The sequence below is a fragment of the Nocardioides terrae genome, from assembly GCF_900112345.1.
GTDB lineage: Bacteria > Actinomycetota > Actinomycetes > Propionibacteriales > Nocardioidaceae > Nocardioides > Nocardioides terrae.
The window spans coordinates 132,356-146,668 of record NZ_FOLB01000005.1 but is presented as its reverse complement, the minus strand read 5'-3'; the positions used below and the strand labels follow the sequence as shown (position 1 = coordinate 146,668).

Sequence of the window (14,313 nt, the reverse complement as noted above, 5' to 3'; positions counted from 1 at the left end):
CCTGGAATGATCATCTCGTGACCGGAACGCTCGTCCTCGCCGCAACGCCGATCGGGCGCGTCGAGGACGCGCCGCCACGGCTCGCGACCGAGCTCGCCACCGCCGACGTGATCGCGGCCGAGGACACCCGACGGCTCAAGCGGCTGGTCGGCGACCTCGGCGTCACGCCGGCCGGACGGGTGGTCTCCTACTTCGAGGGCAACGAGTCGGCGCGCACGCCTCTCCTCCTGGAGGCGCTGCTGGCCGGGGAGCGGGTCCTGCTCGTCACCGACGCCGGGATGCCCTCGGTCAGCGACCCGGGTTACCGGCTGGTGGCCGCCGCCGTGGAGGCCGACGTACTCGTGACCGCGGTGCCGGGGCCGTCGGCCGTGCTCACCGCCCTGGCCGTGTCGGGCCTGCCCGTCGACCGCTTCTGCTTCGAGGGGTTCCTGCCCCGCAAGGCCGGGGAGCGCGCGCGGCGGCTCGCCGCGCTGGCGGCCGAGGAACGGACCATGGTCTTCTTCGAGGCGCCGCACCGCACCGAGGTCGCGCTGGCCGCGATGGCCGACGCCTTCGGCGCCGACCGGGCGGCCGCGGTGTGCCGGGAGCTGACCAAGACCCACGAGGAGATCCGGCGTGGCCCGCTCGGGTCGCTCGTCGACTGGGCGGCCGAGGGAGTGCGCGGCGAGGTCACCATCGTCGTGTCCGGCGCGTCGCCGACGGCCGCGTCGACCGAGCCCGAGGACCTGCGGGCCGCCGTCGCCGCGCTCGAGCGCGACGGCATGACCCGCAAGGACGCGATCGCAGAGGCGGCCCGTCGGGCCGGCGTGCCGAAGCGCGAGGTCTACGACCTGGTGCACCGCTCATGAGCGAGCGCAGCGGCTTCCCGCCCGTCCCGGATCTCGTGCTCCCGCACCCGGTCGTGGACAACCACTGTCACCTCGACATCGCCCGCGACGGCGCGGCCCTGCCGGTCGAGGAGGCCCTGGCCCGGGCGGCGTCGGTGGGGGTGACGCGGTTCGTGCAGGTCGGCTGCGACCTGCCGTCGGCGCGCTGGGCCGTCGAGGCGTCGGCCGAGCACCCGCAGATGATCGCCGCCGTCGCCCTGCACCCCAACGACGCGCCGCTGCACGGCGCGGACCTCGAGGCCGCGCTCGACGAGATCGAGCGTCTCGCCACCGCGCACGACCGGGTGCGCGCCGTGGGCGAGACCGGGCTGGACTTCTTCCGCACCGGACCGGACGGGGTCGCGGCGCAGACCCACTCCTTCCGTCGGCACGTGGAGATCGCCAAGCGGCACGACAAGACGCTGCAGATCCACGACCGTGACGCCCATGACGCGGTGCTCGAGGTGCTCGACAGCGAGGGCGCCCCGGACCGCTGGGTCATGCACTGCTTCTCCGGAGACGCCGACTTCGCCCGCGCCTGCCTCGACCGCGGTGCCTACCTGTCCTTCGCCGGGACGGTCACCTTCAAGAACGCCGCCGACCTGCGCGAGGCGCTCGCCGTCGCCCCGCGCGACCGGATCCTGGTGGAGACCGACGCGCCCTTCCTCACGCCGGCGCCCCACCGGGGCCGGCTCAACTCGCCCTACCTCATCCCGCACACGCTGCAGGTGATGGCCGAGGTACGGGGTGCCGACCTGGGCACGCTGTGCGCGCAGATCGACCGGAACACCGAGGCGGCGTTCGGCGGAGCCTGGTAACCGGGACGTTCGTCCCAGCAGCCACACCGGCCCCACCTCGCCGAGACATGGGTCACGTCGCAGTCGACCGGACGGCTTCGTGATTTGCGATCGATGCCCGGATTTGTTCGTGTGGAGGGCTGAAAGCCGGGATCGGGGTCAGTCTGCGGACCGACGTCACCGCGGCGGGGGTGCCCCTCGGGGGCCATCACCCGCGGTGCTCGAGGCCCGGACAGTACGACGTTCGGAGCCCTGTGTCCTCCAAGCTCGCCCAGAGCCGCATGTTCAAGATCGCTCTGGCCCGTGGCAGCCGCCCGCTGCTCATCGGCCTCAGCGCCCTGGCCCTCCTCGCGGTCGTCGGCGTCACCGCCGGCTACACCGCGCTCGCCAAGGACGTGAACCTGACCCTCGACGGCAAGAGCCGCGTGGTGTCGGTCCGCGGCGACACGGTCGCCGACGTCCTGCGCGATGAGCACGTCCACGTCGGCGACCACGACCAGGTCCGCCCCGGCCTGGACGAGAAGGTCGAGGACGGCAGCCGGATCAGCGTGAAGTTCGGCCGGCCGCTCACCGTGGACCTCGACGGCACGCAGCGGACCTACTGGGTCACGTCGACCGCCGTCGCGCCCGCTCTCTCCGAGATCGGCCGCGGCTTCACCAAGGCGTCGCTCTCGGTCAGCCGCAGCGCCACCATCGGCCGCGACGGCCTGGCCCTGGCGGTCACCACGCCGAAGACGCTGGTGCTCGCGCTCGCCGGCCACCGGCCCGTGCACCGCACGCTCACCGCCCGCACCGTCGGCGAGGCGCTCGAGCAGGCCGGCGCCACCCCCGACGCCGACGACCGCGTCAAGCCGGCTGCGGACACCGTCCTCACCGACGGCGCGAAGGTCACCTGGACCAAGATCCGCGTCGCCACCAAGCGCGTCGACGACGAGACGATCCCGTTCGACACCGTGGAGAAGCCCGACGCGTCGGCCTTCGCGGGCACCCGCGACGTGACCCGCCCGGGCGCCGACGGCGTCCGCGACGTGACCTACCGCCTCGTCTACAAGGACGGCGACCTCGCCCGGAAGTCGGTGGTGACCTCCGCGGTCACCCGCGAGCCGGTGCCCGAGGTCGTGTCCGTGGGCACGAAGCAGGCGCCCGAGATCGCCGACGGCTCCGTCTGGGACCGTCTCGCCCAGTGCGAGGCGGGCGGCAACTGGCACATCAACACGGGCAACGGCTACTACGGCGGCCTGCAGTTCAACATCGGCACGTGGCAGGCCAACGGCGGCTCCGGCCGGCCCGACCAGGCCAGCCGCGAGGAGCAGATCCGGGTCGCCACCCGGGTCCGCGACAACGCCGGCGGCTACGGCGCCTGGCCGGGCTGCTCGGCCTCCCTCGGCCTGCCCCGCTGACCCCCCGCCCCGCTGACCTCCCGAGGAGTCAATCCTCAAGGCGCGAGGAGTCGATCGCTCGCTATCGAGGGGTCGATCGCCGTCCCGCGATCGACCCCTCGGTGCTGAGGGATCGACTCCTCGGTGCGGGGGGATCGACTCCTCGATGCGGGGGGATCGACTCCTCGGCGCATCGATAGGGTGGCCCCCATGCCTGCGACTGCTCCGCGCCTGCCCCGGTTGTTGGGCCCGGGCGAGGTGCGGACGCTGGCCGCGGAGCTCGACCTGCGGCCGACCAAGCAGCGCGGGCAGAACTTCGTCATCGACCCCAACACCGTCCGCCGCATCGTCCGGGAGTCGGGTGTCGGACCCGACGACGTGGTGCTGGAGGTGGGACCCGGGCTCGGCTCGCTGACCCTGGCGCTGCTCGAGGTGGCCGGCCGGGTGACGGCGATCGAGGTCGACCCCGTGCTGGCCGACCGCCTGCCGCGCACGATCGAGGAGTTCGCGCCCGACCAGGCGGCGTCCTTCGAGGTGGTCCTCGCCGACGCGCTTCGGATCGCCGAGGTCCCCGGACCGCCGCCGACCGCACTGGTCGCGAACCTGCCCTACAACGTCTCCGTCCCGGTCCTGCTCCACCTCATGGCGCTGCTGCCCTCGCTCCGGCACGGGCTCGTCATGGTCCAGGCCGAGGTCGCCGACCGGCTCGCCGCCACCCCGGGGTCGAAGGTCTACGGCATCCCCAGCGTGAAGGCCGCCTGGTACGCCGACGTACGCCGGGCCGGCTCGATCGGCCGCAACGTCTTCTGGCCCGCGCCCAACGTCGACAGCGGCCTGGTCCACTGGGTCCACCGCGACCCGCCGTCCACGGCGGTCTCCCGCGAGCGGGTCTTCGCCGTCGTCGACGCGGCCTTCGCACACCGCCGCAAGGCTCTGCGCGGTGCGCTCAAGGGCCTCGGCGGCGACACCGAGGCCGCGCTCGAGCGGGCCGGCATCGACCCGCTCGCCCGCGGCGAGTCGCTGCAGATCGGCGACTTCGTGCGGATCGCGGAGGAGCTCCGGTGACCGGGGCGAACGGGCAGGCCCGATGAGCCAGCTGGCCGAGCCCGAGAGCAGCTCGGTCACGGTCCGCGCTGCCGCGAAGATCAACCTCCACCTCGCCGTCGGGCCGGTCCGCGACGACGGGTTCCACCCGCTCGAGACCGTCTACCAGGCGATCGGGCTCTACGACGACGTGACCGTCACCGACGGCCCGCAGTGGTCGGTCCACGTCGCCGCCGACGCGGGCATCGACCTGGGCTCGGTGCCCGAGGGCGACGACAACATCGCGATCCGGGCCGGGCGGGCGCTGACCGCCCACCACGGCCTCGGCCTGACTGCGGAGATCGAGATCCACAAGGGGATCCCCGTGGCCGGCGGCATGGCCGGCGGGTCCGCCGACGCCGCCGCCACCCTGGTCGCGCTCGACCGGCTGTGGGGCCTGGAGACGTCGGACGAGGACCTGCTCGCCATCGCGGCGGAGCTCGGGTCCGACGTACCCTTCGCGCTCATCGGCGGCACCGCCGTCGGCTCGGGCCGCGGGGAGGTCGTCAGGTCGGTCCCCGACACCAGCCAGCTGTGGTGGCTCGTCGTGCCGCACGAGATCGGGCTGTCGACGCCGGGCGTCTACCGGCACTTCGACGTGCTGGCGGAGCGCGGAGCCGTCACGCCGGCCGATCCGAAGGTCCCGAGTGACCTGCTCGACGCCCTCGAGGTCGGCGAGCCGATCGGCTACCTGCTGTCCAACGACCTGGAGCCGGCGGCGTACGACCTGCGCCCCGACCTCGCGGAGCTGCGCGCCCGGCTCGAGGAGCTCGGCGCCGAAGCGGTGCTGCTGTCCGGCTCGGGGCCGACGCAGCTCGCCCTCTTCGAGGACGTCGACCTGGCCCGCGACGCCGCGGCCCGGCTGACCGGCCTGGGGATCCTGCACTGGCTGGCGCCCGCTCCGGTCGCCGGGTGCCACGTCATCGAGCTGCTCTGAATCACGCCCCCGGCCGTTCGGCTGCGAGACTGGGCCGGTCATGGCGAACCTTCTCAACCTCGAGCACGTCTCCAAGTCCTACGGCATCCGTCCGCTGCTCGACGACGTCAGCCTCGGCCTCGACGCGGGCGACCGTGTCGGCATCGTCGGTCGCAACGGCGACGGCAAGACGACGCTGCTGGAGGTGATGACCGGCCTCGAGGAGCCGGACACCGGTCGGGTCTCGCGCCAGCGCGGGCTGCTGGTCGGCTACCTGCACCAAGGCGACCGGCTCGACGACACCCACACGGTCCGCGAGGCCGTCCTCGGCGGTATGCAGGACCACGAGTGGGCCGCCGACGCCCGCACCCGGGAGGTCGTCGAGGTGCTCCTCGCCGGAGTCTCGCTCGACCGGATCGTCCACAGCCTCTCCGGCGGCGAGCGTCGCCGCTGCGCTCTCGCCCAGCTCCTCCTCGGCGACCACGACCTGCTCATCCTCGACGAGCCGACCAACCACCTCGACGTCGAGGCCGTCGCCTGGCTCGCTGCACACCTCGCGGCGCGGCCGTCGGCGCTCGTCGTCGTCACCCACGACCGCTGGTTCCTCGACGCGGTCTGCCAGTGGACCTGGGAGGTGCACGACGGCCAGGTCGACGTCTACGAGGGCGGGTACGCCGCCTTCGTGCTCGCCAAGGCGGAGCGGAGCCGTCAGGCGGCCGCGTCGGAGCAGCGTCGCCAGAACCTGGTCCGCAAGGAGCTCGCCTGGCTGCGCCGCGGGGCGCCGGCGCGCACCTCGAAGCCGAAGTTCCGCATCGACGCGGCCAACGCGCTGATCGCCGACGAGCCGCCGCCACGCAACCGGCTCGAGCTGGAGCGGTTCGCGACCCAACGGCTCGGTCGCGACGTGGTCGACATCGAGGACGTCGACTTCGCCCGCGGCGAGCGCCGTCTGCTCGACCGGGCCACCTGGCGCATCGGCCCGGGCGACCGAATCGGCATCGTCGGCGTCAACGGCGCCGGGAAGTCCTCGGTCCTGGGGCTGATCGACGGCACCCATGAGCCGCAGCGCGGCCGGGTGAAGCAGGGCCGGACCGTCGTACTCGCGCACCTCACGCAGCACCTGGACATCGTCGACACGGACAAGCGCGTGCTCGACGCGGTCTCGGAGATCCGGCAGGTCAACCGGACAGCCGACGGACGCGAGATCACCGCGACGTCGCTGCTGGAGCGGTTCGGCTTCATCGGCGACCGGCTGACGACCCGGATCGGCGACCTCTCCGGTGGTGAGCGGCGCCGCTTCCAGCTGCTGCGGCTGCTGCTCGACGAGCCCAACGTCCTGCTGCTCGACGAGCCGACCAACGACCTCGACATCGAGACGCTGACGGTCCTGGAGGACTTCCTCGACGGCTGGCCGGGGACCCTCGTCGTCGTCAGCCACGACCGCTACTTCCTCGAGCGGGTGACCGACTCGATCTGGGCGCTGATGGGCGACGGGCAGATCGCGATGCTGCCGCGCGGCGTCGAGGAGTACCTCGAGCGTCGGCAGGGGTCCGGCGTACCGATCGGTGCCGGTGCGCCGCCTGTCGCCGATCCGGCGCCCCAGGAGGCACACGCGCCCCGATCGGTACGCACCGCGAAGGCAGGCTCCGCCGAGGAGCGCGAGGCGCGGAAGGCGATCGCCCGCATTGACAAGCAGCTCGCCCGGCTCGCCGAGCAGGAGGCGACCCTGCACACCCAGCTCGAGGCCAACACCACCGACTACGAGCGCCTCGCCGACCTCGGCGCCCGGCTCCAGGCCGTCCTGGATGAGAAGGAGTCCCTCGAGCTGGAGTGGCTCGAGGCCGCCGAGCTGCTCGAGTGATGGTCATCGAGGTATGCAGGGAAACGGTCGGCTCCCGTGCGGAGCTCCGCACGGGAAGTAGCGGTTCGGCTGCATACCTCGATGAACCAGCGGCTCAGCTGAACGGCGTGAGCAGCTTGCGGAGCAGGTCGGCGAGCTCGGACTGCTGGCGCGGGGTCAGGTCGGTGAGGAAGCCGCGCTCGGCCTCGAGCAGCGAGGTGAAGGCCCCGTCGACGGCGGCCTTGCCCTCGGGCGTGAGCCGCACCAAGACACCGCGCCGGTCCTCGGGGTCGGGGTAGCGCTCGACGAAGCCGCGCGTCGCCAGCCGGTCGACGCGGTTGGTCATCGTCCCGCTCGTCACGAGCGTCTCGCGCAGCAGCCGGCCAGGGGAGAGCTCGTACGGCGACCCGGCCCTCCGCAGCGCGGCGAGGACATCGAACTCCCACGGCTCGATGCCCTGAGCGGTGAACGCCTCGCGGCGGGCCAGGTCGAGGTGCCGCGAGAGCCGGGAGAGCCTCGAGAAGACCGCGACCGGAGCCAGGTCGAGGTCCGGCCGCTCCCGCGCCCACGCCTCGGCCAGGTCGTCGACCTCGTCCCTCATGGCCCGATCCTAGCCGATCGAGATTCTTGACATCGAGACATGGTGCGAGGACAGTGGAAGTATCTTGACGTCAAGAGACATGGAGCAGGCGATGACCCAGCCCTGGAACCCCGACCGCTACCTCGCGTACGCCGACGAGCGTGGCCGACCCTTCGTCGAGCTGCTCGGCCGCATCCCGGCGGAGGCCCCGGCCACCGTGGTCGACCTCGGCTGCGGTCCGGGCAACCTCACCGCGCTGCTGCGGCAGCGCTGGCCGGGCGCCCGGATCGCGGGCGTGGACAGCAGCCCACCGATGATCGAGCGCGCCCGTGCCACCGATGGCGACATCGACTGGCAGCTCGCCGACGTGGCCGACTGGCGGGGAAGCGCCGACGTCATCGTCTCCAACGCGACCTTCCAGTGGGTGCCGGGCCACCTCGACCTGCTGCCCCGGCTCGCGGCGAGGGCCGGCCAGGTCTTCGCGTTCCAGGTGCCCGGCAACTTCGCCGAGCCCAGCCACACCCTCCGCGAGGACCTCGCCGCGGAGGACCCCTACCGCGAGCACACCCGCGGCCTCGCCCGGCCGAGCAGCCACGATCCGGTGACCTACCTCCAGCTCCTGCAGGGCGAGGGGTTCGAGGTCGACGCCTGGGAGACGACGTACCTGCACGTGCTCGACGGCGAGGACGCGGTCTTCGACTGGATCAGCGGCACCAGCCTCCTCCCGACCCGCGCCGCGCTCCCCGAGGAGCTGTTCGAGCGGTTCGCGGCCGAGCTCAGGCGTCGCCTCCGGCTGGCCTACCCGGCGCGCAACGGCCAGGTGGTGCTGCCGTTCCGCCGGATCTTCGTCGTGGCCACCCGCGCCTAGTTGCCGCGCATAGTTACCGGCCAGTAATGTCGGGTCCATGAGCCAGCTCGCGTCACTGTGGAACACGACCAACCGGGTGCCGGTCGTCGGCAGGAGGATCTTCTCGATCGCGTTCAGCCAGAAGGCGCCCTACTTCGCGACGATCCGCCCGACGGTCACCGAGCTGCGGCCCAACTACGCGGAGGTGCGGATTCCCGACCGGCGCCGCGTGCACAACCACATCGGGACCGTGCACGCGATCGCACTGTGCAACGGTCTCGAGATGGCGATGGGCGCGCTGGCCGAGGTCACCATCCCCAGCGACAAGCGCTGGATCCCCAAGGGGATGGAGGTCGCCTACACCGCCAAGGCATCCAGCGACATCCGCTGCATCGCCGAGACCGACCAGACCCAGTGGGACGAGGCGAACGGCGACCTCGCCGTCCGGGTCAAGGGCGTTCGCGACGACGGCACGGTGGTCGTCGAGGGCGTCATCCGGCTCTGGGTCACGCCGAAGAAGTGACCCCGGTCAGATCCCGCCGGCCGCTCCGCCTGTGTTCTCGCCGGTGTTGACGAGGGCGGTCATCCCCACATCGAGCGGCTTCTGCTCGCCGACCAGGCGCCTCTGGAGCCAGGTCGCCACCAGCGTCAGCAGCAGGTTGACGATGACGTAGAGCGCCGCCAGCACGATCGCGGTCTGCAGCTGGTTGTTGAACTGCGTGTAGATCTGCTTGCCGACGCGGGTCAGGCCGGGCGCGACCACATACATGCCGAGGCTGGTGTCCTTGAGCGCCACCACGCACTGGCTGATGATCGCGGGCAGCATGATCTTCACCGCCTGCGGCAGCAGCACCGAGGTCATCACCTGCGTCTTGCGCAGCCCGATGGCGTACGCCGCCTCCGACTGCCCCTTCGGCAGGGCGAGCACGCCCGCGCGGAAGACCTCGGCGAGCACGGCGCCGTTGTAGAGCGTGAGCGCGGCCACGACCGTCCAGTAGCGGCCCGAGTCGCCGTGCGTGATGCCCCAGAAGAAGAAGATGAAGATCATCAGGAGCAGCACGGGCACGGCACGGAAGAACTCCACGACGAGTAGGCACGGCCAGCGCACCCAGGCGTGGTCGGACAGCTTGCCGACACCGAACAGCGCACCGAAGACGACCGCCAGGACCACCGAGGAGAACGCCATCTCCAGCGTCTTGAGCAGACCGTCGACGAGCAGCACCCGGACGAAGTCCGGGGTGAGGAACGGCTCCCACAGCGAGTAGGAGAGCTCTCCCTTGGCGTTGAGGAACAGAACCAGCGCGACCACGAGCGCGGCGACCGCGACGATGGCGACGACCGAGTAGGCGCGATGGCGGGCGCGGGTGCGGGGTCCCGGCGCGTCGAAGAGGACGGAGGTGCTCATCGGGCGGCCCTCCAGCGCCGCTCGAGGCCGTAGGAGGCCAGTGAGATGAGCTCGACGATCACGATGTAGCCGACCGCGAACACGATGAGGATCCCCACCGCGTCGTCTGCGTGGCGGTTGGTGAAGAAGCGCATTCGGCCGGTGGCCTCCATGAGTCCGAAGACCGCGGCGACGGAGGTGTTCTTCGTCATCGCGATCATGGTCGAGCCGAGCGGCGGGACCGAAGCCCGGAAGGCCTGCGGGAGGACGACGTGGGCGAGGTTCTGGCTGAAGGTCATGCCGATCGCTCGCGCGGCCTCGGCCTGCCCGACGGGCACGGCGTTGATGCCCGAGCGCAGCGCCTCGCACACGAAGGTCGAGGTGTAGAGCGAGACGGCGATGACGCCCTTGAGCAGGAACGGCGTGTGCACGAACCAGCCGACGTTCGGCGCCGCGATGAAGATGAAGATGAAGACGACCAGCAGCGGCGTGTTGCGCACCAGCGTGACGTAGGTCGTCGCGAACTGCCGCAGCACGCCGATCGGGCCGATGCGCATCGCGACGAGCACCGTGCCGAGCACGAGGGACACGACACCGGACAGTGCCGCGATCTGGACGGTCAGCCAGAACGCGCGCAGCACCAGGTCGAAGTTGGAGAAGACCTCGTTCACGTCATCACCTCACCATGGGTCAGGCACCTGACCTTCTGTACGACGACAGGCCGGTCGGTCGTGCAGAAGGTCAGGTGCGCGGAGATCACGACGCCGGGCAGGCATCCATGGTCGGCGGCTCGGGCGTCTCCACGCCCGACTTGCCGAGCGTCGACTCGAAGGCCTTCGCCCAGTCGCCGTCGTCCTGCGCCTTCTTGATCGTGTCGACGATCCACTGGCACATCTCCGGGTGGTCCTTGCCGTAGCCCACTCCGTAGCGCTCCTCGGAGAACGGGTCGACGGCGACCTTCAGGTCGTCGGGGTGCTCGGCGGCGTAGCCCAACAGGATCGCGCCGTCGGTCGTCATCGCGTCCACGGTGCCGTTGAGGACCTGGTCGACGCACTCGGAGTAGGTGTCGAAGCCGCGCGGCGTGGCGCCCTTCGCCTCGATCTGGTCGAGCGACGTCGAGCCGGTCACCGAGCAGACCTCCTTGCCCTTGACGTCGTCGATCGAGGAGATGTCGCTGTCCTTCTTGACCAGGAGCTGCTGGCCGGTCACGTAGTAGGGGCCGGCCTGGCCCACGACCTGGCGACGCTCGTCGGTGATGGAGTACGACGCGATGACCAGGTCGACCTGGCCCTTCTGGAGGAAGGGTTCGCGGTTGGCCGAGATCGTCTCGGTCCACTTGATCTTGTCCGGCTCGATGCCGAGCGACGCCGCGAGGATCTTGCCGATCTCCGGGTCGAAGCCCTGGGGCATGTCGTCGGTGGCTCCCTTGAAGCCGATGCCCGGCTGGTCGAACTTCACGCCGATGTTGATGGTGCCCGAGTCGGCGAGCGCCTTCATCCGGCTGCCGTCGGGGAAGCTGGCGGCAGCGTTGTCGCTCACCTTGACGTCCGGCCCGCTGTCGTCGTCGCTCCCGGCGTTGCCACAGGCTGCGAGCCCGAGCGCCAGGAGGGTCGCGACCGCGGTGGCCTTGATCCTGGTCATGCGCATCGTTCTGTCTCCCTAGGTTGCTGTCAGTGCTTGAGGATCTTGGAGAGGAAGTCCTTCGCCCGCTCGCTGCGCGGGTTGTCGAAGAACTCCTCGGGGGTGTTCTCCTCGACGATGCGGCCGTCGGCCATGAAGACCACCCGGTCGCCGGCCGTGCGCGCGAAGCCCATCTCGTGGGTGACGACCACCATCGTCATGCCGCCCCGAGCGAGGTCGACCATGACGTCGAGGACCTCCTTGATCATCTCGGGGTCCAGCGCCGAGGTCGGCTCGTCGAAGAGCATCACCTTCGGCTCCATCGCGAGCGCCCGGGCGATCGCGACGCGCTGCTGCTGGCCGCCGGAGAGCTGGGCGGGGTACTTCTCCGCCTGGTGGCCGACGCCGACGCGGTCGAGCAGCTCGCGGGCCCTCTTCTCGGCGTCCGCCTTCGGCTGCTTGCGGACCTTGACGGGTCCGAGCATGACGTTCTCGAGGATCGTCTTGTGGGCGAAGAGGTTGAAGCTCTGGAAGACCATGCCGACCTCGGCGCGCAGCTGCGCCAGCGCCTTGCCCTCCTGGGGGAGCGGCTGGCCGTCGAGCGCGATCGTGCCCTTGTCGATCGTCTCCAGGCGGTTGATCGCGCGGCAGAGCGTGGACTTGCCCGACCCGGAGGGGCCGATGACCACGACGACCTCGCCCCGCCCGATGACGAGGTTGATGTCCTGCAGCACGTGGAGCTGGCCGAACCACTTGTCGACGTGGTCCAGGGCCACCAGCGGCTCACGGCCGACAGTTCCGACGTCTGTCATGGCGCAAGACCCTATCCAGTCACGAGGTCAGCGGCCATCACCGGTGTCGTGCGGCCGTTCGATTCGGGAGCGGTCGGCGGGTCGCCGTACGCTTGTGAACTGCTATGACGCGCACCTATGAGGTCCGCACCTACGGGTGCCAGATGAACGTCCACGACTCGGAGCGGCTCTCCGGGCTGCTCGAGGGCGCGGGCTACGTCGCGGCGCCCGACGGCGAGTACGCCGACGTGGTCGTCTTCAACACGTGCGCGGTGCGCGAGAACGCCGACAACAAGCTCTACGGCAACCTCGGCCACCTGGCGCCGGTCAAGGCGCAGCGGCCGGGCATGCAGATCGCCGTCGGCGGCTGCCTGGCCCAGAAGGACCGCTCCACGATCACGCAGAAAGCGCCCTGGGTCGACGTCGTCTTCGGCACCCACAACATCGGCTCGCTGCCGGTCCTGCTGGAGCGCGCCCGCGTGCAGGAGGAGGCGCAGGTCGAGATCCTCGAGTCGCTCGACGTCTTTCCCTCGACGCTCCCGACCAAGCGCGAGTCGGCGTACGCCGCCTGGGTGTCGGTGTCGGTCGGCTGCAACAACACCTGCACCTTCTGCATCGTCCCCGCGCTGCGCGGCAAGGAGAAGGACCGCCGGCCGGGCGAGATCCTTGCCGAGATCGGGGCGCTGGTCGCCGAGGGCGTCTCCGAGATCACCCTGCTCGGGCAGAACGTCAACGCCTACGGTGTCGAGTTCGGCGACCGGCAGGCGTTCTCCAAGCTGCTGCGCGCGTGCGGGGGGATCGAGGGCCTCGAGCGGGTCCGCTTCACGAGCCCGCACCCGGCCGAGTTCACCGACGACGTCATCGAGGCGATGGCCGAGACGCCCAACGTCATGCCGTCGCTGCACATGCCGCTGCAGTCGGGCTCGTCGAAGGTGCTCAAGGACATGCGGCGGTCCTACCGCCAGTCGAAGTTCCTCGGCATCATCTCGCGCGTGCGGGAGGCGATCCCCGACGCGGCGATCACCACCGACATCATCGTGGGCTTCCCCGGCGAGACCGAGGAGGACTTCCAGGAGACGCTGAAGGTCGTCCGCGAGGCGCGCTTTTCGGGCGCGTTCACGTTCCAGTACTCCAAGCGGCCCGGTACGCCGGCCGCGGACCTGCTCGACCAGGTCCCGCCCGACGTGGTGGCCGACCGCTACCAGCGGCTGTCCGCACTGCAGAACCAGATCTCCTGGGAGGAGAACCAGCGGCAGGAGGGCCGCGTCGTCGAGGTGATGGTCGCCGAGGGCGAGGGCCGGCGCGACGGCGCCACCGGCCGGCTGTCCGGGCGCGCGCCCGACAACCGGCTCGTGCACTTCTCGTCGGTCGGCGTCGACGGCGTCCGACCCGGAGACGTGGTGACCGTCGCGATCACCCGCGGCGCGCCGCACTACCTCGAGGCGGACGGCGCGGTGCTCTCGATCCGCCGGACGCGGTCGGGCGACGCCTGGGAGGCGCGCACCGCAGCACCGGCCGCCGCGGCCGGCGTCTCGCTGGGCATGCCCGTGGTCGGCGTACCCGCGCCGTTGCCGGACGCGCCCGTCTGCGGATCCTGATCCTTTTCGTGGTCCTTCTCGTGGTCATCGTGCGTGCCGGTGCGCACGTGACGCGCGTCCGGCCACACCATGACCGCTACCCGGGGTGCTACTCGTCCTTCGACCGCGGGTCGAGGGAGGGGTAGCCGGCCTTCGGCTCGAGACCCTCAGGATTGGTCTCGACGTTGCCCGGGCGCTGCTCGGGCGGGACGTCGGTGTCGCCGTCCTCGGTCACCGAGGTGTCCTTGACGCCGTCGGTGCCGGTCTGACCGGGCCCGGTGTGGCCGACCCGCTCGCTGCTGACCCCCATCCCGACCTCCTCGTCGCCCGGGGTTGGTGGGTTGGACGCGCGGATGTCGCGGACGACCCCGCCGCCCTCGTGGTCGAGGGCGTCCGGCCCGCCCGGCACGATCTCCGGCGGCTCCGTCTTCGCCGGTGGCTGCGGTCCCAGCTCCATGCGTTTTCCTCCCTGATCGGATCTTGCTCCGAGGTCCGGTAACCGGTCGGCGGCGTCGTATCGCTCACTGACGCTCTGCTGTTTCGGTGCGCCGCGCCGCTCGCGGGGCGGGTGTGGCCGATGGTGTGCGTACCGATCGGGGTTGGCGAGGCGTATGAGGCGAGAACTCGGTCCTG

General features: G+C 71.2%; 15 protein-coding genes. 9 read left to right on the top strand and 6 right to left on the bottom strand.

Annotated elements, in window-relative coordinates; translation table 11 throughout:
- The first annotated feature begins 17 nt into the window (after window positions 1–17).
- The 6 genes from rsmI to BM236_RS08595 all read left to right on the top strand — a co-directional run bounded on the left by rsmI (window position 18) and on the right by BM236_RS08595 (window position 6,902).
- The gene (gene rsmI, locus BM236_RS08620) at window positions 18–848 is read left to right on the top strand and encodes a 16S rRNA (cytidine(1402)-2'-O)-methyltransferase (RefSeq protein ID WP_091122528.1); all 831 of its coding nucleotides are present in this window, start codon (window positions 18–20) and stop codon (window positions 846–848) included.
- Window positions 845–1,684, top strand: a complete 840-nt coding sequence (locus tag BM236_RS08615) for a TatD family hydrolase (RefSeq protein ID WP_091122525.1) — start codon at window positions 845–847, stop codon at window positions 1,682–1,684. Before rsmI ends, BM236_RS08615 begins: the two co-directional genes overlap by 4 nt.
- 233 nt (window positions 1,685–1,917) lie before the next feature.
- Complete coding sequence (locus tag BM236_RS08610) at window positions 1,918–3,063, top strand: resuscitation-promoting factor (protein ID WP_281247636.1); 1,146 nt, start codon at window positions 1,918–1,920, stop codon at window positions 3,061–3,063.
- Between the two features lie 189 nt (window positions 3,064–3,252).
- A complete protein-coding gene (gene rsmA, locus BM236_RS08605) occupies window positions 3,253–4,107 on the top strand; it encodes a 16S rRNA (adenine(1518)-N(6)/adenine(1519)-N(6))-dimethyltransferase RsmA (RefSeq protein ID WP_091122522.1) in 855 nt (284 codons plus the stop codon).
- Between the two features lie 22 nt (window positions 4,108–4,129).
- On the top strand, window positions 4,130–5,062 hold the full coding sequence (locus BM236_RS08600) for a 4-(cytidine 5'-diphospho)-2-C-methyl-D-erythritol kinase (protein ID WP_091122520.1): 933 nt from the start codon (window positions 4,130–4,132) through the stop codon (window positions 5,060–5,062).
- 40 nt (window positions 5,063–5,102) lie between these two features.
- Window positions 5,103–6,902 (top strand): ABC-F family ATP-binding cassette domain-containing protein, encoded by a 1,800-nt coding sequence (locus BM236_RS08595; RefSeq protein WP_091122518.1) that lies wholly within the window; start codon window positions 5,103–5,105, stop codon window positions 6,900–6,902.
- A gap of 94 nt (window positions 6,903–6,996) precedes the next feature.
- Here BM236_RS08595 and BM236_RS08590 read toward each other — a convergent pair whose 3' ends face one another.
- On the bottom strand, window positions 6,997–7,482 hold the full coding sequence (locus tag BM236_RS08590) for a MarR family winged helix-turn-helix transcriptional regulator (protein WP_091122515.1): 486 nt from the start codon (window positions 7,480–7,482) through the stop codon (window positions 6,997–6,999).
- Window positions 7,483–7,573: 91 nt separating this feature from the next.
- Between BM236_RS08590 and BM236_RS08585 the strand changes: the two genes are divergently transcribed.
- Both BM236_RS08585 and BM236_RS08580 read left to right on the top strand, forming a co-directional pair.
- Window positions 7,574–8,329: a methyltransferase domain-containing protein gene (locus BM236_RS08585; protein WP_091122849.1), complete on the top strand. Its 756-nt coding sequence runs from the start codon at window positions 7,574–7,576 to the stop codon at window positions 8,327–8,329.
- Window positions 8,330–8,366: 37 nt separating this feature from the next.
- Window positions 8,367–8,831 (top strand): hotdog fold domain-containing protein, encoded by a 465-nt coding sequence (locus BM236_RS08580; protein ID WP_091122514.1) that lies wholly within the window; start codon window positions 8,367–8,369, stop codon window positions 8,829–8,831.
- Window positions 8,832–8,837: 6 nt separating this feature from the next.
- Here the strand turns inward: BM236_RS08580 and BM236_RS08575 are convergent, their stop codons facing one another.
- The 4 genes from BM236_RS08575 to BM236_RS08560 form a co-directional block, all read right to left on the bottom strand.
- Window positions 8,838–9,713: an amino acid ABC transporter permease gene (locus tag BM236_RS08575; protein ID WP_091122511.1), complete on the bottom strand. Its 876-nt coding sequence runs from the start codon at window positions 9,711–9,713 to the stop codon at window positions 8,838–8,840.
- The gene (locus BM236_RS08570; protein ID WP_091122509.1) at window positions 9,710–10,363 is read right to left on the bottom strand and encodes an amino acid ABC transporter permease; all 654 of its coding nucleotides are present in this window, start codon (window positions 10,361–10,363) and stop codon (window positions 9,710–9,712) included. The genes BM236_RS08575 and BM236_RS08570 overlap by 4 nt, the downstream gene beginning before the upstream one ends.
- Window positions 10,364–10,448: 85 nt before the next feature.
- Window positions 10,449–11,333 carry a glutamate ABC transporter substrate-binding protein gene (locus BM236_RS08565; protein WP_245750218.1) on the bottom strand — a complete coding sequence of 295 codons (885 nt, stop codon included), beginning with the start codon at window positions 11,331–11,333 and terminating at the stop codon, window positions 10,449–10,451.
- A gap of 29 nt (window positions 11,334–11,362) precedes the next feature.
- Entirely contained in the window at window positions 11,363–12,124 is a 762-nt protein-coding gene (locus BM236_RS08560; RefSeq protein WP_091122504.1) for an amino acid ABC transporter ATP-binding protein, read from the bottom strand.
- 104 nt (window positions 12,125–12,228) lie between these two features.
- Here BM236_RS08560 and miaB point away from each other — a divergent pair, with 104 nt between their 5' ends.
- Window positions 12,229–13,701 carry a tRNA (N6-isopentenyl adenosine(37)-C2)-methylthiotransferase MiaB gene (gene miaB / locus BM236_RS08555; RefSeq protein ID WP_091122501.1) on the top strand — a complete coding sequence of 491 codons (1,473 nt, stop codon included), beginning with the start codon at window positions 12,229–12,231 and terminating at the stop codon, window positions 13,699–13,701.
- A gap of 88 nt (window positions 13,702–13,789) precedes the next feature.
- On the opposite strand, the gene BM236_RS08550 is transcribed toward miaB, so the two are convergent.
- Entirely contained in the window at window positions 13,790–14,137 is a 348-nt protein-coding gene (locus tag BM236_RS08550) for a hypothetical protein (protein ID WP_091122499.1), read from the bottom strand.
- Window positions 14,138–14,313: the final 176 nt, after the last annotated feature.

Bases quoted from the DNA above. Each gene is read 5' to 3' on its own strand.
- BM236_RS08615 (WP_091122525.1), top strand. From the start codon at position 845: ATGAGCGAGCGCAGCGGCTTCCCGCCCGTCCCGGATCTCGTGCTCCCG.
- rsmA (WP_091122522.1), top strand. From the start codon at position 3,253: ATGCCTGCGACTGCTCCGCGCCTGCCCCGGTTGTTGGGCCCGGGCGAG.
- BM236_RS08600 (WP_091122520.1), top strand. From the start codon at position 4,130: ATGAGCCAGCTGGCCGAGCCCGAGAGCAGCTCGGTCACGGTCCGCGCT.
- BM236_RS08595 (WP_091122518.1), top strand. From the start codon at position 5,103: ATGGCGAACCTTCTCAACCTCGAGCACGTCTCCAAGTCCTACGGCATC.
- BM236_RS08590 (WP_091122515.1), bottom strand. From the start codon at position 7,482: ATGAGGGACGAGGTCGACGACCTGGCCGAGGCGTGGGCGCGGGAGCGG.
- BM236_RS08585 (WP_091122849.1), top strand. From the start codon at position 7,574: ATGACCCAGCCCTGGAACCCCGACCGCTACCTCGCGTACGCCGACGAG.
- BM236_RS08580 (WP_091122514.1), top strand. From the start codon at position 8,367: ATGAGCCAGCTCGCGTCACTGTGGAACACGACCAACCGGGTGCCGGTC.
- BM236_RS08575 (WP_091122511.1), bottom strand. From the start codon at position 9,713: ATGAGCACCTCCGTCCTCTTCGACGCGCCGGGACCCCGCACCCGCGCC.
- BM236_RS08565 (WP_245750218.1), bottom strand. From the start codon at position 11,333: ATGACCAGGATCAAGGCCACCGCGGTCGCGACCCTCCTGGCGCTCGGG.
- BM236_RS08560 (WP_091122504.1), bottom strand. From the start codon at position 12,124: ATGACAGACGTCGGAACTGTCGGCCGTGAGCCGCTGGTGGCCCTGGAC.
- miaB (WP_091122501.1), top strand. From the start codon at position 12,229: ATGACGCGCACCTATGAGGTCCGCACCTACGGGTGCCAGATGAACGTC.
- BM236_RS08550 (WP_091122499.1), bottom strand. From the start codon at position 14,137: ATGGAGCTGGGACCGCAGCCACCGGCGAAGACGGAGCCGCCGGAGATC.